We start from the raw sequence: 24,809 nt of genomic DNA, 5'->3' as shown, positions 1-24,809 counted from the left end.
CCGCCATGACGACACTTCCTTCTCGCGCGCCAACGGATCTGCCCGAGCACGTCATTTCGGCGCTTCGCAAGGGCTCCGATGAACTCAAGCTCACGGCGGTAGCGCGAATGGAACGCGATCTGCAGTGGTGGCGTGATCTGTCGAGTGAAGATAGGTCGTGGCTGGGACTCGTCGCTCATGAAGGCATCAACCGATTCGTGGCCTGGATGCAGCTCGAGGACGATGCGGCGCGGCCACAGGATATTTTCCGCGTCGCTCCCCCAGAGCTCACCCGTACGATCTCCCTGCAGCGCACCTTGCAGGTTGTTCGACTCATTGCCGAAGTCGTCGAGGAGCACAGCCAGCAGCACGTCGCACCGGATTACCGGCGAGATCTGTACGAGGCTGCCCTCATCTATTCGCGTGAAGTGGCATTCTCTGCCGCCGGTATCTATGCGCGCGCCGCTGAGTCCAGGGGCCAATGGGATGCACGGTTGGAAGCTGCCGCGATCGATGCCATTGTGCGCGGCACTTCCCCGGCGGTGATGCGCTCACGTGTCGCTACGGTCGGGTGGAAAGGCCGAAACCGCACGTTCGTCATCGTCGGACCGGCGCCGCATCAACTCACCGAATCGACAACGGCGGAACTCCGGGAGGCGTGTCTGCGCGCGACCTCGGATGCCCTCGTCGGGATTCAGGGTGACCGGATCATTGCTGTCCTCGGCGCGGATGAGAATCCAAGCAAGATTGCATCTCTCATCGAGCACCACTTCGGTGACGGCACCATCATCATTGGCCCGAGCGTCGACGACATCGTCAAGGCTGGCACCTCCGCACGTGCCGCCATCGCCGCTCACCAAGTGATTCGAGCACTATCAGCGCCCGCTCGAATTATGCAGGCAGACGACCTGCTCCCGGAGCGAGTCCTTGATGGCGATCAGCTCGCCCGCAACACACTGATCGACGAGATCTATATTCCGCTCGTCAGCGCCGGCCCTGTGCTCGTTGAGACCCTGGATTCATATCTCGGCCAGGGACGCTCCCTGGAAGCGGCCGCGCGTGACCTCTACGTCCACCCCAACACGGTTCGCTATCGCCTGCGCCGCATTGCGCAGGTCATCGGGTGGGATCCGACCGAGGCTCGTGAGGGCCAGATTCTGCAGATTGCGCTCACTGTGGGCCGACTGAGCGGCGGGACGCTGCCAGGAACTGCCGCTTTGTAGACCATCCACAAACGAGGTGGGTCGACTTGGTGGCCCACACAGGCGGCAGATGAAACGAAACCTGGGAAGGTGGAGCAGTGCTCGCAGTTTTATGTCCTGGCCAGGGTTCGCAACGACCCGGCATGCTCACCCAGTGGCTAGAGTTTGCCGACGAGTCGGATTTCACCGCCGCCTCGCACATCGAGGCATGGTCGCAGGCTGCCGACCTCGACCTTGTCGAGCTCGGTTCGCATGCCGATGACGAGACCCTTCGCGACACAAAGAACGCCCAGCCGCTGATTGTCGCCCTGTCTATTTTGAGCTGGCGGATCGCCCAGGCTCGTGGGGCGCGGATCCCGCAGGTTGTGGCTGGCCACAGCGTTGGAGAGATCGCGGCGCTGGCCATCGCGGGCGTCATCTCCGATGGCGATGCCGTGCGACTTGCAGCAATCCGTGGCCGCGCGATGGCGCAGGCTGCCGCCGAGAACGAGACGACGATGGCCGCCATTGTCGGCGGCAAGCGTCCCGAGGTTCTGGCCGCTCTCGATGCCCACGACGTCACTCCCGCGAACATCAATGGCTCAACGCAGGTCGTCGCCGCCGGCTCCACCGAAGCGATCACCGCGCTTGGTGAAAACCTCCCGCGTGGTGCACGACTCATCCCCCTGTCCGTCGCTGGAGCCTTCCACACCCATTACATGGCTGACGCAGTTCCGGCCGTACGCAATGCTGTCGAGAATCTCGTCGTCAGCAATCCCAATTGCACGCTCCTGTCGAACCATGACGGCGCCGCACTCCACGCGGGTTCCCAGGCCGTGTGGCGGATCGTCCAGCAGATGACCTCGCCGGTGCGCTGGGACCTGTGCCAAGAGCAGTTGATCTCCGAGGGCGTCACCCACGCGATCGAACTCGCTCCCGCGGGTGTGCTGGCGGGCCTAGCACGCCGTGACCTCAAGGGGGTCGCCACGCTCGCCCTAGCGCCTGACAACGTCGCCGATCTGCCCGGATTCTTAGGCCAGGAGGACAACGCATGAGCCGCCAACTATCGATTGCTGAGACCCGCGCCGGCTCGCAGGTGCTCGCGTTTGGAGCCGTTCGCGGCGAACGCATTGTGCCAAATGATGACATCGTCGAGCCGATCGATTCCTCCGATGAATGGATTCGGCGTCGCACCGGTATCGTCACGCGACGCTACGGGACGGCAGCCGATACGGCAGTCTCCCTAGCAACCGCTGCGGCGATGGACGCGCTGTCGAAAGCCGGCCTTCAGGGCTCCGATGTCGACACCGTCATCGTCTCGACTGTGACACATTTCGAACAGACCCCGGCTGCCGCCGCGATCGTTGCAGATGCCATTGGAGCGACCCCTGCGGCTGCCTTCGATATCTCGGCGGCCTGCGCGGGCTACTGCTACGGAATCGCGATGGCCGACTCCCTGATTCGCTCAGGCGAGGCCACCCACGTCCTTGTCATTGGCGCCGAGAAGTTCTCGGACTTCATCGATCCGACCGACCGCTCGATTTCCTTCATCCTCGGTGACGGTGCGGGTGCCGCTATCCTGGGTCCCGCTGATTCCCCCGGCGTCTCGCGCACCGTATGGGGCTCCGATGGTGGCCAGGCCCAGGCCATTCGGCAGACCCATTCGTGGCTCACCATCCGTGATGGCTCGGATATGTCGTGGCCAACTCTCCGGCAAGAAGGCCCCACCGTCTTTAAGTGGGCCGCATTCTCGATGGCAGAAGTGGCCAAGGAGATCGTTACGGCAGCGGGTCTTGCTCCCGAGGACATCGATGTCTTCATTCCGCACCAGGCAAACATTCGAATCATCGACCAAATGGCAAAGTCCGTTGGTCTGCGTGACGACGTCGTGATTGCGCGCGACATCGTCGATACCGGTAATACCTCGGCGGCCTCAATCCCGCTGGCAACCGAGCGTCTGTACCGGGATAGTGAAGTACGTGGCGGTGAGCTCGCCCTCCAGGTTGGTTTTGGAGCCGGGCTCGTTTACGCCGGGCAGGTCATTCGCCTGCCGCACCGCGCCTGACGGCATCAGGTCCATCTAGAAAAAACCAAGGAGAAACCATGGCACTGAACAAGGATGAGATCCTCGCTGGCCTCGCCGAAATCGTCAACGAAGAAACGGGTGTTCCGACGGAGGATGTCCAGCTGGACAAGTCCTTCTCCGATGACCTGGACATCGACTCGCTGTCGATGATGTCGATCTGCACCTTCGCAGAAGAGAAGTTCGACGTACGCATTCCCGACGAGGAACTGCAAAACCTCGTGACCGTAAACGACGCGGTGTCCTTCATCGAAGGCGCCCAGAACTAAGCACCCCCACCTGGATAGGACGCATCATGGCCCACACGACCACACCCCGACGCGATGTCGTGGTGACCGGCCTTGGGACGACGAACCCGCTAGCCGGCACCACCGCCGAAACCTGGCAGGCTCTGTTAGCAGGCACCTCCGGAATCCGCAGCCTCGAGGCCGACTGGCTTGACCAGTTCGAATTGCCCGTGCGTTTTGCCGGAACCGCCGCCGTCGACCCAGCCACGGTGCTTCCTGGCCCCCAGGCTCGAAAGATGGACCCGTCTTCTCGACTCGCCGTTGTGGCAGCCGACGAGGCGTGGGCAGATGCCGGTAGCCCGGAGGTCGACGGCGAGCGATTTGGTGTCGCCGTCGCCTCCGGCATTGGCGGCATCCACACAACCCTCAATGCCTGGGACACGATGAAGGACAAGGGCGCGCGGCGAGTTCTGCCGATGACCGTGCCCATGCTCATGCCGAACTCGTCGGCCGCGATCATCTCCGTGCGCCTTGGAGCCAAGGCTGGCGCACACGCTCCGACCTCCGCCTGTGCATCCGGCGCGGAGGCTATCGCGATGGGCGTCGAGATGATTCGTAATGGCCGCGCAGATATCGTGCTCGCCGGCGGAACCGAATCCGCCATCCATCCAATGCCGATCGCCGCCTTTGCCCGCATGATGGCACTTTCCACCCGAAACGACGATCCGCAGGCCGCGTCTCGTCCCTACGACGTGGACCGAGATGGTTTCGTCATGGGCGAAGGTGCCGGCATCGTTGTCCTGGAATCTGCCGAGCATGCGGCAGCGCGCGGCGCGAAGGTGTATGCGAGCATCGCGGGAACCGGGATGAGTGCTGACGCATTCGACGTCGCACCGCCCGACCCGACGGGCGCCGGGCAAGAACACGCGATGCGCCTCGCCCTCGCTGACGCCGACCTCAGCGGCAGCGACATTGTGCATGTCAATGCGCATGCGACCTCGACTCCCCTGGGTGATGGCATCGAAGCTGCGGCAATCTCGCGGGTCTCTCCGGATGCGATTGTCAGCGGCACGAAGTCGATGACTGGGCACCTGCTGGGTGGCGCCGGCGCCATGGAGGCGGTGTTCTCCGTCCTGGCTGCCCACCACCGCGTCGCCCCGCCAACGATCAACCTCGACAACCCCGAACCGGATCTGCCGATCAACGTGACGCGCAACGAGCCAGTCGAACTTCCTGCGGGAGCGGTCGTCAACAATGCGTTCGGATTCGGCGGCCACAACGTCGCGCTCGTGATCACCAGCGCGTAGTTTTTAAGAACATCACGGCGCCGGTAAGGTTGTCCGTGGCCCCTGTAGCTCAGCCGGTTAGAGCAGCGGACTCATAATCCGTCGGTCCCGGGTTCAAGCCCCGGCGGGGGCACTAGCGATATCCGCGAAACCCGATGGCGAGGCCTTCGTCGGTGCGTTTGACGATGAGCATCTCGAAGACCGCCCAGATAGCAAGGGCGACCCCTAGGAACTCTAGGGACTCTTCGATATGGATGAGCAGCATCGTGTGCCACGTCGTCTTGCCATGAAACTCGATCATTCGACCACCCAGGGTCTCCATGACGACAGCACCCAAGAGGAAGATCGTTCCGGCCGCCACGAGCATCAACATGATGGGCAGCGGCAATCGCCACACGAGCGGCAGCAACACCGCAATCACTCCGATTGCGACGACAATCCCGCCGATCACCCACCGGTAGTAGAACGGGTCGAAAGGCAGGTACGGCGTGAGGATCGAACCCAACCGGTAGAACTGTTCGTGCAGCATCGCGGCCTCGTCAGCGGAGGCGTAGATGCCGACCGCCGCAAAGATGAACCACAGCCACTTCAGCCGCGGCGCCACCACTCCGACAACCGCCGCAACAATTCCCAGCACCAACCACATGGACGATGCCAGCCACGTGGGGATGTTAAATTCAAGGTCGACGTTGAAAAATTCCCACAGCGTAAACCAGCGGGTCTGTTCAAAGTCGGTTTTCACGACCTGGAGATAGAGCAGTCCGGAGGTGATGACGAGGATTGCGGCGAGGGCGGTGATAACACAGAACACCCACACTCCTGCTTTGGAAGGCAGCGGGCGTGCTGAGGCCTGTGGCGTCGCTTGAGACATGGAAGACGTCTTTCGCTCGGGAGGGGCAAGTGAAAATCCGTCCCCCGATCTTACCCCTCTCCCTTGCTTCAGGCTAACTGCCCTCGCCGCGCGTTACGCAATCACTCCTCGATAGATCCGTTCGTATTCCAGCGCCTGTGCCCGGTAGTAATCGCGATGTTCCACTCGGGGTTGAATTGCGGTACCGACGGGTGGCTCTGCTGGAGTCACGTCCGGAGCGGCATGCTCGAGCGCCAGGAGCGCAGTGCCGCGAAGTGTCGAGCGTTTGAACGTCGCAGGCACGACGGGCTTACCAAACGCATCGGCAACCATGTGCAGCCACGCTGGCAGCCCTTGCGACATGCCGCCAGTTGCGACGACGTGGTCGATTGCGGGATCGACCGCGAAGAGCTCGCGAGCAACGCGTCCATAGGCCTGGGTGAGGCCCTCGAGGCTGCCGCGATAGATATCGCGCACGGTGTGCCCAGCAAAAAGCCCAGCAAACACGCCACGCGCGTCCGCGCGCCAGCCGGTTGCTCGCTCCCCCGTCAGATACGGCAGGAAGAGCGGGGTGCCGGGCTCAGGAGCGGCGCGACACCAGCGATCGATTTCCTCTTGGTCGGGCAGCTGCAGGAGCGTCGCAAGCCACGCCGGTACTCGGCCCGCGTCGTTAATTGCCCCACCGAGCAGCGAGCGATTGCGATCAATCCGGTAACACCACAGTCCAGCCGGAACCTGGGTCGGGTGTTTCGGCAACAGCACCCGCATCGCGCCCGAGGTCGAGGCGCCCATGACGCAGGCCGAGACCCCGGGTGGGACCGGGCCAATATTGGACGCGAGACCATCGGCAATGACGGGGTACCACGCCACATCGCGCAACCCCGGCCAGCGCTCGGTATCGGGGTTGACGTCCACTAATGGTTCGTCCGGATCGGCGATCGAGCTGAGCTGCTCGATCTCGATGCCAGCTGCGCGAACCATCGATTCGTCCCACTGACCGGTGAGGCGGTTGATCATTCCGGTCCACGACGCGGTCGCCGTCCCTGCGACGGTTTTCCCAAGGAGCCGGAGATAGATGTACTCCCCCAGCGACATCCACTTCGCTACTCGGCGCGGATCCTGCCCAGTGGCATCTCGCCACCAGCGAAGGCGCGCCGGAACGTAGGAGGTGTGCAGGAAGGCCCCGGTCCGTTCGTGCGATGCGTCGACATCGAGCGCACCGCGCAGCTGATCGACGAACTCCGCGCCGCGCGAGTCGGCGTAGGTAAAGCACGTCGTTACCGCGCGATCCTCCTCATCGACGCCGAGAACGCTGGCGGCGAAAGTATCGATCGCCACGCCGCCAATCTGACCAACAAAATCAGTGCCCACAACCGTGTCGAGAAGCTCTTCAACTTCCCTTACGACAAGGTCGGGATCGATCGAGACTTCGCCGTCTGACTTGGTCGTGAAATCGTGCGGAACCTTGAGCCGCCGACCGGTAATCGGCGTGCCGGTCGCATCGTAGAGACAGCAGCGGGTTCCTGACGAGCCCACGTCCAGGGCCACAATGAACGGAACGACTGCGTCCTTTTCGGAAACGTCAAAGGAAGCCATGGCTCACTCCTAGAATGCTCCTGCGACCAGGTAGATCGCGTAGACGAGCACGAATCCCAGAACGGATTCGATGCCTTGCTGCACGGTCCAGGTCTTCAGGGTAGTCTTGACGTCCATGCCCATAAGTCGGCCGACGAGCCAGAAGCCCGAGTCGTTGACATGGGAGCAGAAGACGGAACCCGCCGCAGCAGCGAGGGTCAAACACGCCAGCTGGATCTCGTTCATGTTGCCGGCTGCGGCCGCAACCGCCGGGGCGAACAGGCCCGCCGTCGTGACGAGCGCGACCGTGGCCGAGCCCTGCGCGAGCCGCAACAAGACAGCAACGACGTAGATCGCAAAGATCAGCGGCAATCCGAGGCCGGACATGGAATCCGCCATCGCATCGCCGATGCCGGAGGCGCGCAGCACGCCACCGAACATGCCACCGGCACCGGTAATGAGAACGACCGAACAGATCGGACCGAGAGACGAATCCAGCAGCTTTTCCAGTGCCGTCTTGTCCTCGCCGCGTGCGAAGCCCAGCACGATCATCGCGACCAGTAGCGCGATGAGCAGCGCGATCGGGGTTTCGCCGATCATCTTCAGGACCTGTACCCACAGCTGGCTGCCGTCCACGTGGCCGGTCTTCTCCAGGGTGGACAATCCGGTGTTGAGGAAGATCAAGAACAGCGGAACGAGCAGCAGCCCAATGATTGTGCCAACGCTCGGCGGATTCTTCGGCTGGTCCTCGTCGAGCTCACCGAGCAGTGTCGGCACCGGCAGGGGGTACTTCTTACCGATGTAAAGGCCCCACAGGTAACCCGAGACGTACCACAGTGGGAAGGCAATCAACAGGCCGACGATGACGATGTAGCCAACGTTGGCGTTAAAGAACTCCGAGGCCGCAACCGGACCCGGGTGCGGGGGCAGGAACACGTGCATCACGGAGAACGCGGCGGCCGCGGGGAACCCGTAGCGCAGGACCGGTTCATTCATCCGTCGCGCGATCGCGAAGATGATCGGAAGCATGACGATCAGACCCGCATCAAAGAAGATCGGGAAGCCCATGATGAGAGAAGCGATACCAAGCGCAAAGGGGGCTCGCTTCTCCCCAAACGTACGGATCATTGCCTCAGCGAGTACCCGAGCGCCTCCCGAGGATTCAATGAGCCGCCCCAACATGGCACCTAACGCCACAAGGAGGGCAACAGAAGCAAGCGTGCCACCAAACCCAGTCGTCATTTCCTTCACGACGGCGCTCGCCGGGATTCCGGCAACAAGCGCAGTCAGGAGCGAGACCAATACCAATGTGACGAATGCGTGGATGCGGAAAGCAATAATCAGCACGAGGATCAAAGCGATCGCGCCGATGGCGATTCCCAACAACGGCCCGGTTCCTAGCGTCTGTTCCCAGTCTGGTACTTCCGCTGGCAGGCGTTGGAGCAACGATAGGTATGACATGGCGACTCACTTCTTTATGGTCTGTAGGACACCCTCACCATAACCCTGCGGGAGTCGAATATGTCGGATCTCCAGATAGCGGGTTACGGTTACGTCATGTTCACTTCGCGCGCTAAAATCCCTGCCACCCTCGCCGCGTATCTGCCACGCGCTGCCCGTTCCACGGCGATCGAACTTGCCGACTCTCGAGCGCTTGCGATCACTCCCGGCGCACTACTGATCGCCAGCGCTGAGGGCACCGAGGAAATGCCCTGGACTGATTTCCGCTCCGCGCACTGGAACGGGGATTCTCGACTCCTCACCATCTCGCCGGTCGTCACCGAACGGGGGGATCTCGTCTTTGAAACCCTCAACGACAACGTGTTCACCTTCACCACCGCCGTGCGGGAACGAATCGAGGCTTCGATCGTCCATGACAGGACACGCGAATTCGGTGACGATGGAATGGTCCAAATCCTCATTAGACGCGGCCGAGATGGCCAGTTGTTCTCCCAAACAATCGTCGCCGGCTCGCCCGAGGTGGTCACCGCGAATCGGGAGGTTATCGATGAGCTCGAGCGCTCCGCGCGGGAAGCCGCCGGCCTGCCCGGTTAACTGGTGGTAGACATCACTGTCGGGCGGGGCCCCTAAGCCCGTTTTCGTTTTTGCCGCCCCGCGTTGACCTGTTAGTCTGTATCCGCACCTTCCCGCGTAGCTCAACGGCAGAGCATCCGACTGTTAATCGGACGGTTACTGGTTCGAATCCAGTCGCGGGAGCAAATATGCCGCGATCCGCTTCGGATCGCGGCTATTATTTGTCACAGCCCGAATCGAAAGGATGGCCATGCGAATCCTCTCCCGCGCGGCACTGCGCATTGATCGCGTTCGCGATAGCAAGGAAGCTGGCCTCCTGTGCGAGGCCGCGGCTCGACTCGGGTTTCAGACAGTCATGTCCCCCACCGACGAGGGCCTGGCAATCGAACTGTCCCGGCTCGATGACTTCCCACCCGTTAACGACATCGCAGCCCTGGCAGTCTTTGACGCTCTCGCGGCCGGAAAGTCTGTAGACGACGCGCTGCAAGAAGCCGCCACGTGGCTCGCAGCTAACGATATGAAGGATGTCAACTAGCCATGGCATATCGCGATATTCGCATCGTCGGAGACCCTGTCTTGCGCACCGTGTGCGATCCGGTCACGACCATCGATGACGGTGTGAAGGCCCTCGTAGAGGACCTCCTGCAAACCGTCGATGACGATGGCCGAGCCGGGCTAGCGGCGAACCAGATCGGTGTGAGCTTGCGAGCGTTTTCATGGAATATCGATGGCGAAATAGGCTATATCCTCAACCCCGTCATCGTGGAAATGTCCAGCGACGAATTCCAAGACGGAGATGAGGGGTGCCTTTCGGTGCCCGGCCTGTGGTTCCCCACGGAACGCGCTTGGTATGCGCGCGCGGAAGGAACCGATCTGGACGGCAAGAAGGTCGTCGTCGAGGGGGAAGAGCTTATGGCTCGGTGCATCCAACACGAATGCGATCACCTCGATGGCATGCTCTACATCGATCGGTTAGATCGAGCTAACCGAAAGAAGGCCATGCGCGCGATCCGCGCGATGTAGCCGCCTGGCGCGGTTTCGTGCCATACTGAAGATAACCTCTGTATCTTGGCGGTCGTTGGGGAAGACGCCCTGTCGAGTAACTGGAGGTCAACATGGCTAGCGCACCAACGCGCGGCGTGGTTTTCGTGCATTCCGCACCGAAAGTCCTCGCTCCCCATGTGGAGTGGGCACTCGGTGCGGTCTTAAACATGCCCGTTCAAATGCAATGGACCGATCAGCCTGCCCTGTCGGGGATGCTCCGTGCCGAGTACTCCTGGGTGGGACCCGTTGGCGCTGGCGCCCAGCTCGCCTCCGCTATTCGGGGCTGGGAGCATCTGCGCTACGAAGTCACGGAGGAAGCCTCCCTTGGCGTCGATGGATCACGCTGGTCGCACACACCGGACCTTGGCATTTTCCACGCCCACATCGACTCGGTTGGAAACATGCTTGTGCCGGAAGACCGCATCCGCGCGGCGATGGAATCCCACACCGATGCAGGTGCGCTGCGCGCCGAACTCAACCTCGCCCTTGGTCAGGCGTGGGATGACGAACTAGAACCCTTCCGCTACGCCGGTGCCGGTGCTCCGGTTCGCTGGCTGCATCGCGTCGGTTAACGTTGCCAGGCGCGGATGATGGCGGCGACATCATCCGAGTGTTTCGTCGCCAATAGATGGGAGGCGGGCGCGCGCACGATGTGGCTCGCGCCCAGCTGGCTCGCCATCGCTGAGTGCTGGTGGCTCCAGGAACTTTCCAGGCAGAGTGTCGCCGTCACGATGAGCGCCGGTATCGACAGCTCGTAGCGCTGCCGCGCGGCAGCTGTCAGCGTCGCGAATCGGCGATAATTGAGGTTGTCACGAGCTGCATTAACGAAACGCGACTTTCCGACAAGGAGTTGGCGCAGGGCCTCTTGCAGGGCGGGTGGCAATCCGTCCCGCTGTGGCCGGGCGATGGATGGATCGAGCAGCACTAGTGCGCTGAAGGCCGCAGGATGGCGGTAGGCGGCGCACTCGGCGACGAAAGCCCCCATTGAATGACCGATCAACACCGGGCGGCTCGTTCCCGCTGCCGCCGCGACGAGGTCAGCCCCTGCGGCGAGATCCTCAAAGAGCGGGTCGTCCACGCCAAAAGCTGCAACGAGCCGCGCTCCCAGGGCCGTTGCTAGCGGCTGCACGTCAGCGGCGGGCCTGCCGAGGCCCGCGACGTAGACCAGCTGGTCCATAGCTGCCTTCCGAATGTGATCAGCCATGCCGATAGCGTAGCGAGCTGGAGGCGCTGCACTAACCCGAGTCCCGCATTGACGTGGAAGATCTCGGCAGCACCTGAGGCGATGATGACAAGGATCGTGGCGCCCACGCAGATCCACGCCATGACCCGGGTGGAACGAGCCGCGGGCCGCAACCACGTTCCGGCGGCGACCGCGAGGACCGAGGCAATCGTTGCCGTCGAGGATGATAGGACGTGGATCGTGTCTTGCACCGTCGGGAATGTTGAATGACGCAGGACGCAACCGGTATCAAGCGATTGCGCACACGACATGGGGAAGAACGAATCGATGAGCGTGGCGCTTGCCCACACGGCGAGCAGCGCCCGTAGCCAGGCGATCCGCGGCCCGCGTAGCAGGGCTGCCGCAATGAGCAGGAGGACGCTTGCGATGCGATCGCCCCACCGGAAGATCTCGGCATGCCCGAGCCCGTCGGCCGCGAGCTCCGAGGCATAGCTTTCGACGACGCTGAGTTCGGGCACGAGCCAAGGCGAGATCACCCAGGTGGCATAGGCCAGCGCGGCGCCCACGAGGGCGAGAGCAGCTCCCTTGTGCACGTTATGCACCCGCGGGCTTGACGAGCGGGAAGGGCAGCGTTTCTCGCAGCGACTTGCCGGTGATGAGCATGACGACTCGATCGACGCCCATGCCGAGTCCGCCTGACGGCGCCATGCCGAACTCGAGCGCGGATAGGAAGTCCTCGTCCAACTCCATCGCCTCCGGATCGCCGCCGGCGGCCTTGACCGACTGCTCGGTCAGCCGGTCGCGCTGGTCGATCGGGTTGGTGAGTTCGGAATAGGCGGTGCCGAGTTCGACGCCCCACGCGACGAGGTCCCACCGCTCAGCGAGCTTCGGGTTGTGGCGGTGCGTCCCGGTCAACGGCGAAACCGAAAGCGGAAAATCGATGTTGAACTGTGGCGTCGTCGTGCGCTCCTCAATCAGGTGTTCGTAGAGCTCAAGGACGAGTTCGCCGTGATCCCAGTCAGGCCGGTAGGCGATGTCGAGCCCTTCGCATACCTGCTGCAGATCCTCGACGCTCGTTTCCGTCGTGATCGGTGCGAGATGAGCAACGCTCGTGCCCGCTAGTGCGTCGGAGATGCCGTCGTAGATCGGTACGATGGGCCACTCCCCCGAAATATCGACCATCTGACCGTCGGGCCCGGGAACGATACACTCGCCGTGGACGGCGATCGCCGCATTTTGAATGAGGCGACGAATAGTGTGGAGCATGTCGATGTAATCGGCGTGCGCGCGGTAGGCCTCCAGGATCGTGAACTCCGGGTTGTGGGAGAAGTCCACGCCCTCGTTACGGAAGGTGCGGCCGAGCTCGAAGACTCGCTCAACGCCGCCCACACACAGCCGCTTGAGATAGAGCTCGGGCGCGATGCGCAGGTACAGGTCGAGGTCATAGGCATTGATGTGCGTCGTGAATGGGCGCGCGTTTGCGCCACCGTGGATCGGCTGCAAGATGGGCGTTTCGACTTCCAGGTAGCCTTCGGCAAGCAGGCTTGCGCGCAGCGAGTTCAGGATCGCGGACCGGGCCGCCAGCGTCCGGCGAGCCTCATCGTTGATCGCGAGGTCGACGTGGCGCTGACGAACCTGGGCCTCGGGATCAGTCAGGCCGTGGTACTTATCCGGCAGCGGTCGCAGGCACTTGGCGATCATCCGTACGTCGGTGGCGAGCAGCGACGGCTCTCCGGTGCGGGATTCACCGCGACTACCTGACACCTCGATGAGGTCGCCGAGGTCGACGTTGCTTCGGATGAAGTCGAGCGCCTCGGGCGCGCCAGCATCGACGATCACCTGGCACTGTCCACTCCAGTCGCGTACGACGAGGAAGACGACCGAACCGAAGTTTCGTTGCCGAATGACGCGGCCCGAGATCGTGAGACTTGCTCCGGTAGCAGCCTCCAGCAGTTTCGCCGCGTGCTGCGGGCTCGACGCGCCTACGGGCCACGGGTTGATTCCCTCGTCGATGAGTGCGCGTGCCTTATCGGTGCGCACCCGCACCTGCTCCGGTACCCGCCGAACGATTACCTCGGTGTCGAAGGTCGGGGTTTCTACCAGGTGGGCCTGGGGGTAGGCGCCGGTGACCTTGGATGGCAGCCCCTTCAGCGGGATGCGAGGCAGGTAGCCTTCCGCGAGCCCCATGGCGACGAGCGCACTACCCAGGGTGCGCGTTTCTTCGTAGGCGACGTAACGCGGGAACCACTCGGGCGCGTATTTCTCATTGGCGCGATAGAGGGACTCGAGTTGCCAAAAGCGCGAAGCGAAGAGCAAGATGCGTCGCGTCAGGCGCAGAATCGGTCCCGCGCCGAGGGCTGCCCCGGCTTCGAAGATTTCGCGGAAGACAGCGAAGTTCAGCGACATCCGGGTAAGGCCCAAGCCGTCCGCATTCTCCACGATCGAGGCAACGAGGAACTCGTTAACGCCAGCGGGCGCATCGGGGCTTCGCCGCATGAGATCGAGCGAGATCCCGTTCGGCCCCCACGGCACGTAGGAGTGCATTGCTACGCGCGTGCCGTCCGCATCGAGGACTTCGGCGAGCAGGCAGTTGCCGTCGGCCGGGTGCCCGAGGCGGGAGAGCGCCATCGAAAAGCCGCGCTCGGCGCCGCCCGTGCGCCACCGGTCAGCATCGGCGACGATCTCCGCCATCTCGGCTTCACTGATCGCGCTGTGCCGACGAATCCGCACGCTCATGCCGCGCTTACGGCTGGCGTTAACGTGGCGCCGTACTTCCGGGGAACGCAGCGCGGATCGGTTCGTGAGATGGACGACGGCCTCGTCGCCAACGCGCAGCACCTTCAAACCGGCCTTCGCGTATGCCGCGGCGCCAGCGCTGGAAGCGCCCAGGACGGACGCGCTCCAGCCGTAGCGTCGGCACACCTCGCGCCACTGCGCAATGGCGGCCGGCCATGAGTCGGGATCGCCCACGGGATCCGAGGAGGCCAGAGCGTTGCCCGCTTCCTGGCGGTAAGTGATAGCTGCGCGGCCATCCGGCGAGAACACGACGGACTTATCGCGCCGCGTCGCAAAATAGCCCAGAGAGTCGTTGGCGCCATAGTGCGAAAGCAGCGTCCGGATGAGATCTTCGTCTTCCTCGGTGAGAGTGTTGCTGATCCGTTGAGAGCGCAGTAGCGTGACGACGGCCGCGATGATCGGCAGGGCCCCGAGCACGCCCAAGGTGGCGCGCAGGTGGATGGTGCCATGGCCAAGTTCCCGAATGGAGTCCATCGCCCCGAGCGACAGGATGTGCTGGATCGTGTAGATCAGGCGTTGGGAGCTCGGGACGTCGGATGGGAAGGCCATGACGATGAGCCAGCCGACGCCGATGGCAAGAATTAGACCCACGACGAGCACCATGATGGAGCCAACAAAGTTGGCTCGCCGGATCCGTACAACGAATTCTTTGCGTGCATATAGCAGCAGCGCCAGCAAGATGACCTGGATCGCGATCCCGGGGATCACCCAGGTCAGCGGCACACGCTCGCCGGACGACAGGCCCAAAATGTTGGTCAGCAGGATCAAGACGAGGGCAGGCACCGTGACAATGAGGACGACGCGCTTGCGCGTGAACATCGCTCCGGCGAGTAAGAACAATACGACGAGCCAGGACAGCGATGCGCGCGGTACCGGCATGAGGTAAAGGTCGACGTGATTCAGGAAGTGGCGCATCGGCCGCCCGATATGGACAAAGCCCATCCCGAGTAGGTAGAGCACCCCGTAGGCCGTAAAAAGCCAACCGAAAAACGTCGGAATACGCTCTTTAAAACGCGCAGAGGAATTCACGTTTAAACCTTACGGTTGCGCCGCGGCGAAATGATCCTGCTCCAGGGCCGATTTCTCTCCGACTCCAGTCGGACATTTCGGGATTTCGCCTCACCCGTTCCGCTGGGGTTATCCCTGACGACGCCGCCGCTCCGTTTCCAATGCAACGAGTTGAGTGAAGATTTCGTGATAGTCCGGGTCTTGCGGCTGAGCCCGCGAAAGCTGGCCGCGCAGGTGGGCGATCTTGCGATTGAGGTCCATCCGCAGCAGTGCGTTGAGAACCTCGATCGTGTAGGCCCGCAGCGGCTCATCCCCCAGCGGGATCGGTGAGACCGACAGCGCTCCGGCGGCCGAGCGCAGCTGGTCGGGAATTTCCTCGACGACAGCCTCAAGCCAGTGGGAGGGCGATTCTGATTCCGTTGCACTGCCGGTCCCACCAACAGCCTGGATGGCGTCAAACAGCGCGCGGTAGATCGGCACGACGAAGGCCGCTCCCTGCAAAGAGTCGAAGCCGCAGGCATAGGCGGTTGCCGGTTCTTGCAACGCGAGTTGCAGCGCTTGCGCCTCGAGCTTGACGACGGGATCGGAGCGATCGGGCTGCGCGGGCGCATCGGCGCGCCCCGCGACGGGCCGCTCGGCGGGATTCACGCGCTCGGGATGGCTGAGCCGGGGCGCCGTCCGCACCTCGTGGGCGACGGTTGCGACGTCCATGCCGAGCCAGCCTGCCAGTTGGCGCGTGTATTCACCACGCAACGCCTGATCGCGGATCGTCGCGACGACGGGGGCGCAGCTCTTCAGTCCTGCGACGCGACCTTCGGCGGTGTCGAGATCGAGCTCGGCCAAGGCCGAGTGAATGACGAACTCAAACAGCGGTTGGCGCTGGGCGATGAGCCGGGAAACGGCCTCATCTCCGTCGGCGAGCCAGAGATCGCACGGGTCGAGACCGCGCGGCTCGACCGCAACGAACGTCTGCGCTCCAAACGACTGGTCCTCGTTGAATGCCTTCAGTGCTGCCTTGCGTCCGGCCGCATCACCATCGAAGGTGAAGATCACTTCCCCACCGCGCACCTGTCCGGAGGCTAGGCGCAGCCCCGAGGCTGCGTCCTTGGCATCGCCGAGCAATCGGCGCACGATTCGCACGTGGTCCGAGCCAAAGGCGGTGCCACACGTCGCGACGGCGGTGCCGACGCCCGCGAGGTGGCAGGCCATGACGTCGGTGTAACCCTCGACGATTACGATTTGGCGGTCCTTGGCGATCTCGCGTTTGGCGAGGTCGAGACCGTAGAGCACCTGAGACTTCTTATAGATCATCGTCTCGGGGGTATTGAGGTACTTCGGCCCCTTATCGTCCTCGTATAGGTGACGCGCGCCGAACCCAATCGTCGAGCCGATGACGTCTCGGATCGGCCACATGACGCGGCCGCGGAAGCGGTCGTAATGGCCCCGATTTCCCTGGGAGACGAGGCCGGAGGCGGCCAGCTCTTTTTCGGTAAAGCCGCGGCCGCGCAGGTGGGACAAGAGGTTATCCCAGCCTTTGGGCGCATAGCCAATGCCGAAGCGTACGGCGGCTGCCTGGTCAAAACCTCGCTTTGAGAGGAACTCGCGGGCAATCCGGGCCTCGGGTGAGAGCAGTTGGCTGCGATAGTACTCTTCGGCGACCTCGTGGGCTGCAAGCAACCGCCGCCGCAAACCAGGCGCCGCCTGGTCCTTTGCGGGCGCGGAGCCTTCCTCGTAGCGGAGCGTCATGCCGAGGCGGTCGGCCAAATGCTCGACGGCCTCGACGAAGCTCACGCCATTGATGCGCTGCACGAAGTTGATGACATCTCCGCCCTCCCCGCAGCCAAAGCAGTGCCATCTGCCCACCGTCGGGCGGACGTGGAAGGATGGCGTCTTTTCGTCGTGGAACGGGCACAGTCCCTTCAGCGAGCCGACGCCTGCAGGACGTAGCGTGACGTGTTGAGAGACGAGGTCATCGATGCGGGTGCGCTCGCGTACCTGATCGATGTCCTCTCGTTTGATCAACCCAGCCACGTTTCGTCCTAATTCAGTTCTGAGAACATTCCGCACAGCCGCGCATGCCACTGGTGTGCCGATGTATCGGTGAGGGAGGCCAGCTGATCGACGACAACGCGCAGGCGCTCGGCCTCGGTGCGCGCGGCCGCCCAGTCGCCAGCAAAGGCTGGCTCCAGGCCTTCCCCACCGCTTGTCATCAGCGTATCGGCCAGGTCAAATAGAATCGTTCGCTGCGACAAATACAGCGGTTCGGCCTCGCGCGGCGCCATGACGAAATGCACCGCAATCCCCTTCATCACGGTGATCTCGGCCAACGTATCAGCGGGAATGACGAGACGCGCGTCGTATCGCACGAGCCTGCCCGGGCCGTGGGCGTTGCGGGTGGCGTTCTCCACGGCTGAGCAGAAGCGCCCGATGAGCTGGCTCGTCATATTCTTCAACGCCGCGAGATCCGCGCGGGACCCGGTAAAATCGGCGACCCAGTACGGTTCGCGACGGAGCCGGCCAAGCGCGTCATAGAGATCATCGGCCCGCACCTCCGAGCCGTACCAGGCGACGGTGGCGTCGATAACCTGCGAGATGAGGGCATCATCAGCAAGCACGTGCGGGGCAAGCCGGCCGGAGGCGATCGCGTCCTCGACGTCGTGCACGCTGTAGGCGACATCGTCCGCGAGGTCCATCACCTGGGCCTCGATGCAGCGCTCGCCGTAGGGCGCTCCCGTACGCATCCAGCCGAAGATGTCGGCATCGTCGTGATAGACGCCGTACTTGGAGCTGCGCGTGCCATCGGGGCGCGGCGGTGCGGCGCCTTCCGCCCAGGGGTACTTGCACGTCGCGTCGAGCGATGCGCGCGTCAGGTTCAGTCCGACGCTACGCGTCGCACTCATCGTCTTGGCCTCCAGGCGCGTCAGCAGCCGGAGCGTTTGCGCATTGCCCTCAAAGCCTCCAATCTCGGCCGCGACCTCGTTCAGCGCGCGTTCGCCGTTATGGCCAAAGGGCGGATGGCCGATGTCGTGCACGAGGCACGCCGTTTCCACGACGTCCGGGTTGCACCCCAGGATTTTGCCGAGTTCGCGCCCGATTTGAGCGACCTCCAGGGAGTGCGTCAGCCGAGTCCGCACAAAATCGTCCTGGCTGGGCCCAAAGACTTGAGTCTTGGCTCCCAGGCGCCGCAGCCCGGCGCTGTGCAAGACGCGCGCCCGGTCCCGCTCGAAGGCCGTGCGCGCCGAGGACTTCGGTGGTTCGGCCTCGTAGCGTTCCTGTGAGGCAGCGTTATAGGCTCGATCAGCCGAGATACCTTCGGGGAAAACACTCACACCCTAAGCCTACTCAGTGTTATGCGAGCGGGTTCACGCACTGTGGATAACCGGTCAACCTGCACGAATCCGGCTCAATGGGGAACAATGGGCGCATGACCCTTGATCCGCACACCACGACGCTGCGCCCCGACCTGCAGACGATGACACTTGTGCACCGAGCAGGCCGCGGCGAACAGGCCTGGTGGCGATCCGTCGTACTCTACGAGTACTCCTTTACTGCGGGCGCCCAGCCGGAGCTAGCAACCGAGTGCATCGCAGACGCGGTGCGCCTTGGCGTCGACGGTGTTGTCGTGCCGTCGGGCCCGGATGCCATCTCACCGGAGGTCGCCGCCCAGATCGTTTCGGCCCATCAGGCCGCCGGTTTGCGGGTCATTGCCTCGCTCGCGCCCTCGCGCGGCCAAGACGGCCTTCTTGCTGACGCGGAAACCTGGCTCAACGCGCACGTCGACGGAATTGATCTACGTTCGGCGCTGGCGGCAAAGCAGGTGACCTCGACGGGGCCGTTTCACGCCCTGATCGCCGAGCACCGCCACGAGGGCCTGCTCGCCGGTGCCATGCGCGAACGCGATGATCTCACGGGCCACCTCGCCGAGGATTGGCTCGGCCACCTGCGCGATGACTCGCTGACCGATGTGCCGTGGAACGCCGACGAGATCCGCAACGCCGTCACCAAGACCTTCGATACCCGCGACGCGTTGGGCGCCTCCCCCGCCTGGACTACCACCTACGCGCTTTACCGCACCGGCCCGGCCGGCGACTCGTGGCAAGCCGACCGGATGCCCGTCGCCCGCGTCCGCGCGGCCGCCCTCATGGTGATGGCGCTACCCGGCGCCTGCTACCTGCTGCAGGGCGAGGAAGTGGGACTGCGTGACTGGTCGCTCGACCACGATCCGGCCGCGCGCGCCGCCCAGGTCCGCGAAGCGCAACTGGCCCAGGCCAATGACCCGACGTCGATGTTCGAGCATTACCGCCGCAGCCTGCGCCTGCGTGATGACTACCAGCTCGGCACTGGAACAGTGGCGTGGGTCGACGGTGCCCATCGCGCATCAGGCACCCTTGAGCTGCTCAATCGTTGCATGCTCATCGTCTTGAATACGGCCGCCGAACCGGTACTGCTGCCCGAGTCAGTCAAACTCCAGCATGCCTCAACCGATATTCGCCGCCTGTCCGACGGGAGGCTGGTGGTCCCGTCGGACGCGGCGGCGATGATTGAGCTTCCGCCCTTCGCGATGTCGGAAGAGGGCTAGCCCTTCACGCTTCCGGCCGTCAGACCGGAAACGATGTACTTCTGCAGGAACAAGAACAGCAGCAGGATCGGAATCGCGGCGATCAGCGCTCCCGCGGCAAACAGGCCCCAGTTCGCATCGAGGCGGTCCGAGACCCACTGGTACATCCCCACCGCGACCGTCCAGTTCTTTTCTGACTGCAGCAAGATGCGCGCCAAAATGAAGTCGGAGAAGGTTGAGATGAAGCTCAGCAGGCCGACGACCGCGAGGATCGGCGCTACCAGGCGCAAGATGATCGTCCAGAAGATCTGCGCATGGGAGGCCCCATCGATCTTCGCCGCCTCATCCAAAGACGCCGGGATCGTGTTGAAGAAGCCGTACATCAGGAACGTGTTCACACCGAGCGCGCCACCGAGGTAGACGCAGATCAGTGCAAGCCGGCTGTTCAGCCCCAGCACCGGAACCGCATCCCCCAGCGCCAGCAGCAGCAGGAAGATCGCCACGAAGGCGAGCAACTGCGGGAACATCTGGATGACGAGCAGACTCATGAGGCCCATCCGGCGGCCGGTGAAGCGGAAGCGCGAGAACGCGTAGGCTGCCGCAGCTCCCATAAGCACCGTTCCGATAGCCGTCACGCCACCAATGAGCAGCGAGTTGAGCACCCACTGCCAGAAGTAGGTGTCGTTGAGCTTGGCGAAGTTCTCGAACGTGATCTCGTTGAAGAGCTTGTTCGACCCGGTCATCGTGCCCGTCGGGTTCAGCGAGGCGGACAGAATATAGATGATGGGGAAGGCCGAATAGATCACGGCCAGGACGCCAACGATGTGGCGCCAGCCGATCTCTCGAAACCACCGCTTACGCGAGATCTTGTTTTCGACCGTGACCTTTTCACCGGTCTGCGTCTGGACCGTGGTGACATCTGAGGTAGCCATGTTAGTTGATCTCCTCCAGGGTCTTGGTCTTCTTAAAGCTGATGAGCGAGATCGTTGCGACGATCAGGAAGATGACGATCGACAGGGCCGAGGCCAGGCCGTAGTTCTTCGCTGCGCCGCCATCCAGACCGGCCACGGAATAGACCATGGTGATGAGGATGTCGGTTGCGCCAATCGGGGCCGACGTGTCGGTAAAGCGTGGCCCACCGCCCGTCAGCATGTAGATGAGGTTGAAGTTGTTGAAGTTGAATGCGAATGAGGAGATCAGCAGCGGCGCCACCGCCACGAGCAGCAGCGGCATCGTGACCGAACGGAAGATCCTAAAGGGCGAGGCCCCATCGATTTTCGCTGCCTCAATCACGTCGTCCGGAATTGCCTGAAGCGCACCGGTACAGATGAGGAACATGTAGGGGAAGCCCATCCACAGGTTCACGAAGATAATCGCGAATTTTGCGAGCCATGGATCGTTGAGCCACTCGACCCCGACTCCCCCGAGCAGGACCTGGTTAATGAAGCCAAAGTCGCGGTTCAACATGCCCTTAAACAGCAGTGCCGTCAAGAACGCGGGGAATGCGTATGGCAGCAGCATGAGGGTGCGATAGATCTTGCGACCCTTCATGCGCTCATCGTTCATCACGATGGCGAAGAACAGGCCGAGGAAGAAGGTCGTTGCAACCGACAGCAACGCGAAGGCGAAGGTCCACAGGAGCACCTTGACGAAGGGGCCCGCATAGCGCGAGTCTCCGAAGGCTTCCTTGAAGTTGTCAAAGCCAACGGGCACGCGCCAACCGGTTGAGATTGTTGTGCCGTCCTCGGCTTGGAAGTTGCCCGTGTTATTGGGCTTGTAGACCTTGCCCGATGCGAGGTCGGTGAGGGTATCGCTCGCTTCGTCGTAGGTCATCTGGGGCGTATAGGCATAGCCCGTCATACCGTCCGAAGTTCCGACGGAACCCTGGTTCGGGTCATCGGAGACGGGTACCCGAAGTTGGGTGATTTCGGTTTGCCGCTTGGCGATGTCACCGAAGTTTAACACCTGCCAGCCGGGAACCTCGGTGACCTTGGTGCCATCGACCTTCGCGTCAGGCGCGTCAGCCAGCGGTTCCTCCGAGGTTCCGACCTTGACGGCGCCATCTTGCACGACTGCGAAACCGAGCTCGCCGTCCTTGTCGATGACAGTCAGCGGCATCGCGGCACTGCTTTCAACCCGGCGCTGGTTCTGGGCCAGGATCGCGCTGATGGCATCGGACTTGTCCGAGTTATGGCCATCACCGTAGTTCGTGAAGGCCACATATCCGGTGTAGAGCACCACGAAGATCTGGTAGACGAGCAAGAAGACCAAGCCCGGCGCCAGATACTTCATGGGGAGCATGCGCTTGGAGAAATAAATGATGTTGACGACGATGAGGATCGCTAGCATGATGCCCGTGATCATCGTGTGTCCACCCTGCCAAGCGGAAAGCAGGATGTAGACGCCAAGGGCGTTGATAATCGCCATGACGACGAGCTTGGCGATGAAGCCAGGCTGGATGCTCGTCGCGTGAGATTCGCGCGCAGCCTTCGCGCGGTTTTTCGCTACCTTCGTATCGGCAGCCGACTGGTGATCCGACATCGATACCCCTTACGCATACGACCGCGGGGCGCGGCCTAAGTGCCGCGCCCCGCAGATGACGTTACTTCTTGATGGCGGCTTCGATGTCGCCGACCATCTTGTCCCAGCCGGCGACGGGTTCAACGTCGCCGTTGATGATCTGGGCTTCAGTCACGCCCCAGAAGTTCCACACGGCGCCCATTTCGGGAACCGAGGGCATCGGGATGCCGTTTTCCGCGACCTTGGCGTAGCCCGCCACGATCGCATCGGACTTCACTTCGTCGGCAGCAACCTGCAGCGCGGGAACGCGTCCGCCGGCCTTGTACATCTCAACCTGGATGTCCTTGGAGCCGATGTAGTTCAGCAGGAAGTTGTTCGCGAGGATCGCGTTGGGGGTCTTGGCGCTGATGTAGAAGCCCTGGACACCCACGAACGGTGCGGCAACCTCGGAGCCAGTCGTCGGGATCGGGTCAATCGCGAGCTTCAGATCCGCGAACTTCTCCAGCATCCAGGGGCCACCGATGATGAACGGCGCCTTGCCCTGAGCGAACTGCTCGGTCGCAATGTCGTAGGTGATGGAGGTCGAGAGCAGGCCGGTGCCGTTCTTGCCGTTGTCCTTCAGCCAGTTGGCGAAGTTGTGGCCGGGCTCGCCGGCAAGGCCGAGCTCGCTGGTGTAGGAGCCGTCGTCATTCTGCTTGAAGACGTAGGCCCCGAAGGAGTGCTGGAAGGGAGCCATCGTGTAGGGATCGCCCTTTTCATCCACCTGGATGAGGAAGGGGTACTGCGTGCCGGCGTCCTTGCCCATCTTGACCATGTCGTCGAAGGTCGCGGGGGCTTCCGAGGCAAGCTCGGTGTTGCGGATCAGGCCGATATTCTCCACGGCGTAAGGCACGGCGTAGACCTGGCCATCGGAGGTGAAGGCCTCAATGGCCACGTCCTGGAATTCACCAGACTTGTCGCCGATCTCGATCGGGGACACGACGCCGTTCTTGACCATTTCGCCGAGCCAGTCGTGAGCGCCAACGGTGATGTCCGGGCCCTTGCCCGAGGGGACCTGGCTGTTGAACTCGGCGCGAATGTCATCGAAGTTCTTCTGGACGATCTGAACCTCGACGCCCGTGTCTTCCTTGAACTTGGCTGCCGCAGCTTCCACCGGCTTGATGCGAGTCTCGTCGACCCACACGGTCAGGGTCTGGCCTTCGCCGCCCTTGTCGCCGCCAGCTTCGGTCGTCGTCGCATCGCCGGTTGGCGTTGCGGTTTCGGTGGTTCCGGATCCGCCACCGCAGGCGGCCAGAGTGAGGGTAAGCGCGAGGGCTGAAACGCCCGCAATGCTCCGTCGCATTTGATGTCTCCCATTCAGAGTATCAACGTGTTGTCACCTTGAGCGTACGCTCGTCCTGCAACTCTTGCAAGCGTTTACATCCGTTTTCAGCTATGCTTACAGTCACGTTTCAATAACGGGGGAAAGGCACGTGGCATGTCATCACGCATTCGGCTGAGCGATGTCGCTCGGCACGCCAAGGTTTCCACGGCAACAGTTTCACGTGTCGTCAACGACCGACCCGGCGTCGCCAAAGACAAGCGGCGCGCGGTTCTTGCGGCGCTTGACGTCCTCGGCTACGAGCGTCCCACCGAGTCGGCCCCACAGTCGAGCGGCCTCATTGGCCTCATTGTCCCCGAGCTATCGAATCCGGTGTTCCCGCTCTACGCCCAAGAGATCGAACAAGTCCTGTCCACCGAGGGGTACATGCCGCTGCTGTGTACCCAGTCGCCCGGGGGAATCACCGAGGACGAGTACGTGCGCACGCTCCTTGACCGGCACGTCGCGGGAATTATCTTCGTCTCGGGTTTGCACGCCGATTCGGCTGCAGACCCCGAGCGCTACACCAACCTCGCCGATACCCCATTTGTCACGATCAATGGCCCGAATCCCGAGGTCAGCGCGCCGTCGTTTTCCTGCGACGATGAGGACGCGACCGCGCGCGCATTCGATCATCTCGTCACGCTCGGTCACACCAGCATCGGGCTCGCCGTCGGCCCACAACGGTTCATTCCCACGCAAAAGAAGGTCGCGGGTTTCACCGCCGCCCACCAGCGTGCGGGACTGAACACCGAGCCGCACATTTCGTCCTCGCTCTACACGATGGAAGGCGGCCAGGCCGCCGCCGCCGAGCTGCTGCGCGCCGGCTGCACCGCGATCATCTGCGCCTCCGACATGATGGCGATGGGTGCCGTGCGCCAGATACGTCAACTCGGTTTGCGAGTTCCGGACGATATTTCTATCGTCGGCTACGACGACACACCGCTCATCGCCTACACCGATCCCCCGCTGACCACGATCCGCCAGCCCGTTGGCCGCATCGCGCGGGCGGCTGCCGGAACTCTGATCCAGATGATCGATGGCCGCACGACATCGGCGGCGTCACTGGTGTTCGCACCCGAACTGGTCGTGCGTGCATCGACCGGTGTCCTCACCCCCTAGTTA

The 24,809-nt window shown here is 62.9% G+C and carries 22 protein-coding genes and 2 tRNA genes; 13 read left to right on the top strand and 11 right to left on the bottom strand.

Annotated elements, in window-relative coordinates:
* Positions 1 to 5 precede the first annotated feature (5 nt).
* The 6 genes from BLU67_RS01540 (at position 6) to BLU67_RS01515 (ending at position 4,889) form a co-directional block, all read left to right on the top strand.
* Positions 6 to 1,202 (top strand): PucR family transcriptional regulator, encoded by a 1,197-nt coding sequence (locus tag BLU67_RS01540; RefSeq protein WP_222842320.1) that lies wholly within the window; start codon positions 6 to 8, stop codon positions 1,200 to 1,202.
* Positions 1,203 to 1,279: 77 nt separating this feature from the next.
* Positions 1,280 to 2,215, top strand: a complete 936-nt coding sequence (locus BLU67_RS01535) for an ACP S-malonyltransferase (protein WP_092561326.1) — start codon at positions 1,280 to 1,282, stop codon at positions 2,213 to 2,215.
* Positions 2,212 to 3,225 (top strand): beta-ketoacyl-ACP synthase III, encoded by a 1,014-nt coding sequence (locus BLU67_RS01530; RefSeq protein ID WP_092561324.1) that lies wholly within the window; start codon positions 2,212 to 2,214, stop codon positions 3,223 to 3,225. Before BLU67_RS01535 ends, BLU67_RS01530 begins: the two co-directional genes overlap by 4 nt.
* A gap of 38 nt (positions 3,226 to 3,263) precedes the next feature.
* Positions 3,264 to 3,512, top strand: a complete 249-nt coding sequence (locus BLU67_RS01525; protein WP_073717535.1) for an acyl carrier protein — start codon at positions 3,264 to 3,266, stop codon at positions 3,510 to 3,512.
* A gap of 26 nt (positions 3,513 to 3,538) precedes the next feature.
* On the top strand, positions 3,539 to 4,777 hold the full coding sequence (locus BLU67_RS01520) for a beta-ketoacyl-[acyl-carrier-protein] synthase family protein (RefSeq protein ID WP_092561322.1): 1,239 nt from the start codon (positions 3,539 to 3,541) through the stop codon (positions 4,775 to 4,777).
* A gap of 38 nt (positions 4,778 to 4,815) precedes the next feature.
* A tRNA-Ile gene (locus BLU67_RS01515) sits at positions 4,816 to 4,889 on the top strand.
* Here BLU67_RS01515 and BLU67_RS01510 read toward each other — a convergent pair.
* The 3 genes from BLU67_RS01510 to BLU67_RS01500 all read right to left on the bottom strand — a co-directional run bounded on the left by BLU67_RS01510 (position 4,890) and on the right by BLU67_RS01500 (position 8,567).
* The gene (locus BLU67_RS01510) at positions 4,890 to 5,567 is read right to left on the bottom strand and encodes a hypothetical protein (protein ID WP_092561320.1); all 678 of its coding nucleotides are present in this window, start codon (positions 5,565 to 5,567) and stop codon (positions 4,890 to 4,892) included.
* Positions 5,568 to 5,720: 153 nt separating this feature from the next.
* Positions 5,721 to 7,202 carry a gluconokinase gene (locus BLU67_RS01505; protein WP_092561318.1) on the bottom strand — a complete coding sequence of 494 codons (1,482 nt, stop codon included), beginning with the start codon at positions 7,200 to 7,202 and terminating at the stop codon, positions 5,721 to 5,723.
* Between the two features lie 9 nt (positions 7,203 to 7,211).
* Positions 7,212 to 8,567 (bottom strand): GntP family permease, encoded by a 1,356-nt coding sequence (locus tag BLU67_RS01500; protein ID WP_261976992.1) that lies wholly within the window; start codon positions 8,565 to 8,567, stop codon positions 7,212 to 7,214.
* Positions 8,568 to 8,738: 171 nt separating this feature from the next.
* Between BLU67_RS01500 and BLU67_RS01495 the strand changes: the two genes are divergently transcribed.
* The 5 genes from BLU67_RS01495 to BLU67_RS01475 all read left to right on the top strand — a co-directional run bounded on the left by BLU67_RS01495 (position 8,739) and on the right by BLU67_RS01475 (position 10,831).
* Positions 8,739 to 9,236, top strand: coding sequence for a hypothetical protein (locus BLU67_RS01495; RefSeq protein ID WP_143027303.1), 498 nt, complete (start codon positions 8,739 to 8,741; stop codon positions 9,234 to 9,236).
* 90 nt (positions 9,237 to 9,326) lie between these two features.
* Positions 9,327 to 9,398 (top strand) — tRNA-Asn (locus BLU67_RS01490).
* Positions 9,399 to 9,465: 67 nt separating this feature from the next.
* Positions 9,466 to 9,750, top strand: a complete 285-nt coding sequence (locus BLU67_RS01485) for a hypothetical protein (RefSeq protein ID WP_092561312.1) — start codon at positions 9,466 to 9,468, stop codon at positions 9,748 to 9,750.
* A gap of 2 nt (positions 9,751 to 9,752) precedes the next feature.
* Positions 9,753 to 10,238 (top strand): peptide deformylase, encoded by a 486-nt coding sequence (gene def / locus BLU67_RS01480; RefSeq protein ID WP_092561310.1) that lies wholly within the window; start codon positions 9,753 to 9,755, stop codon positions 10,236 to 10,238.
* Positions 10,239 to 10,330: 92 nt separating this feature from the next.
* Positions 10,331 to 10,831, top strand: a complete 501-nt coding sequence (locus BLU67_RS01475) for a DUF3145 domain-containing protein (RefSeq protein WP_092561308.1) — start codon at positions 10,331 to 10,333, stop codon at positions 10,829 to 10,831.
* Here BLU67_RS01475 and BLU67_RS01470 read toward each other — a convergent pair.
* The 5 genes from BLU67_RS01470 to BLU67_RS01450 form a co-directional block, all read right to left on the bottom strand.
* On the bottom strand, positions 10,828 to 11,463 hold the full coding sequence (locus tag BLU67_RS01470; protein WP_143027302.1) for an alpha/beta fold hydrolase: 636 nt from the start codon (positions 11,461 to 11,463) through the stop codon (positions 10,828 to 10,830). The genes BLU67_RS01475 and BLU67_RS01470 overlap by 4 nt on opposite strands.
* On the bottom strand, positions 11,376 to 12,035 hold the full coding sequence (locus BLU67_RS01465; protein ID WP_176780650.1) for a DUF998 domain-containing protein: 660 nt from the start codon (positions 12,033 to 12,035) through the stop codon (positions 11,376 to 11,378). Before BLU67_RS01465 ends, BLU67_RS01470 begins: the two co-directional genes overlap by 88 nt.
* A 1-nt stretch (position 12,036) precedes the next feature.
* Positions 12,037 to 15,267, bottom strand: coding sequence for a bifunctional lysylphosphatidylglycerol synthetase/lysine--tRNA ligase LysX (lysX, locus tag BLU67_RS01460; RefSeq protein ID WP_092561301.1), 3,231 nt, complete (start codon positions 15,265 to 15,267; stop codon positions 12,037 to 12,039).
* Between the two features lie 108 nt (positions 15,268 to 15,375).
* Entirely contained in the window at positions 15,376 to 17,277 is a 1,902-nt protein-coding gene (dnaG, locus tag BLU67_RS01455; RefSeq protein WP_092561299.1) for a DNA primase, read from the bottom strand.
* Positions 17,278 to 17,285: 8 nt separating this feature from the next.
* Positions 17,286 to 18,575: a deoxyguanosinetriphosphate triphosphohydrolase gene (locus tag BLU67_RS01450; protein WP_092561297.1), complete on the bottom strand. Its 1,290-nt coding sequence runs from the start codon at positions 18,573 to 18,575 to the stop codon at positions 17,286 to 17,288.
* Between the two features lie 95 nt (positions 18,576 to 18,670).
* On the opposite strand from BLU67_RS01450, the gene BLU67_RS01445 reads away from it, so the two are divergent.
* A complete protein-coding gene (locus tag BLU67_RS01445) occupies positions 18,671 to 19,825 on the top strand; it encodes an alpha-amylase family protein (protein ID WP_092561295.1) in 1,155 nt (384 codons plus the stop codon).
* Here BLU67_RS01445 and BLU67_RS01440 read toward each other — a convergent pair.
* From BLU67_RS01440 to BLU67_RS01430, 3 genes are all read right to left on the bottom strand, one after another.
* Entirely contained in the window at positions 19,822 to 20,736 is a 915-nt protein-coding gene (locus BLU67_RS01440) for a sugar ABC transporter permease (RefSeq protein ID WP_092561293.1), read from the bottom strand. The two genes, BLU67_RS01445 and BLU67_RS01440, sit on opposite strands and share 4 nt — an antisense overlap.
* Position 20,737: 1 nt before the next feature.
* A complete protein-coding gene (locus BLU67_RS01435) occupies positions 20,738 to 22,345 on the bottom strand; it encodes an ABC transporter permease subunit (protein ID WP_092561291.1) in 1,608 nt (535 codons plus the stop codon).
* 61 nt (positions 22,346 to 22,406) lie between these two features.
* Complete coding sequence (locus BLU67_RS01430; RefSeq protein WP_092561289.1) at positions 22,407 to 23,666, bottom strand: sugar ABC transporter substrate-binding protein; 1,260 nt, start codon at positions 23,664 to 23,666, stop codon at positions 22,407 to 22,409.
* Positions 23,667 to 23,801: 135 nt separating this feature from the next.
* Between BLU67_RS01430 and BLU67_RS01425 the strand changes: the two genes are divergently transcribed.
* Positions 23,802 to 24,806: a LacI family DNA-binding transcriptional regulator gene (locus BLU67_RS01425; RefSeq protein WP_092561287.1), complete on the top strand. Its 1,005-nt coding sequence runs from the start codon at positions 23,802 to 23,804 to the stop codon at positions 24,804 to 24,806.
* The last annotated feature ends 3 nt before the right edge of the window (positions 24,807 to 24,809 follow it).

This window comes from Bowdeniella nasicola, from assembly GCF_900107735.1.
Taxonomy (GTDB): Bacteria; Actinomycetota; Actinomycetes; order Actinomycetales; family Actinomycetaceae; genus Bowdeniella; species Bowdeniella massiliensis.
This window is presented reverse-complemented; position numbering and strand designations above follow the sequence as displayed.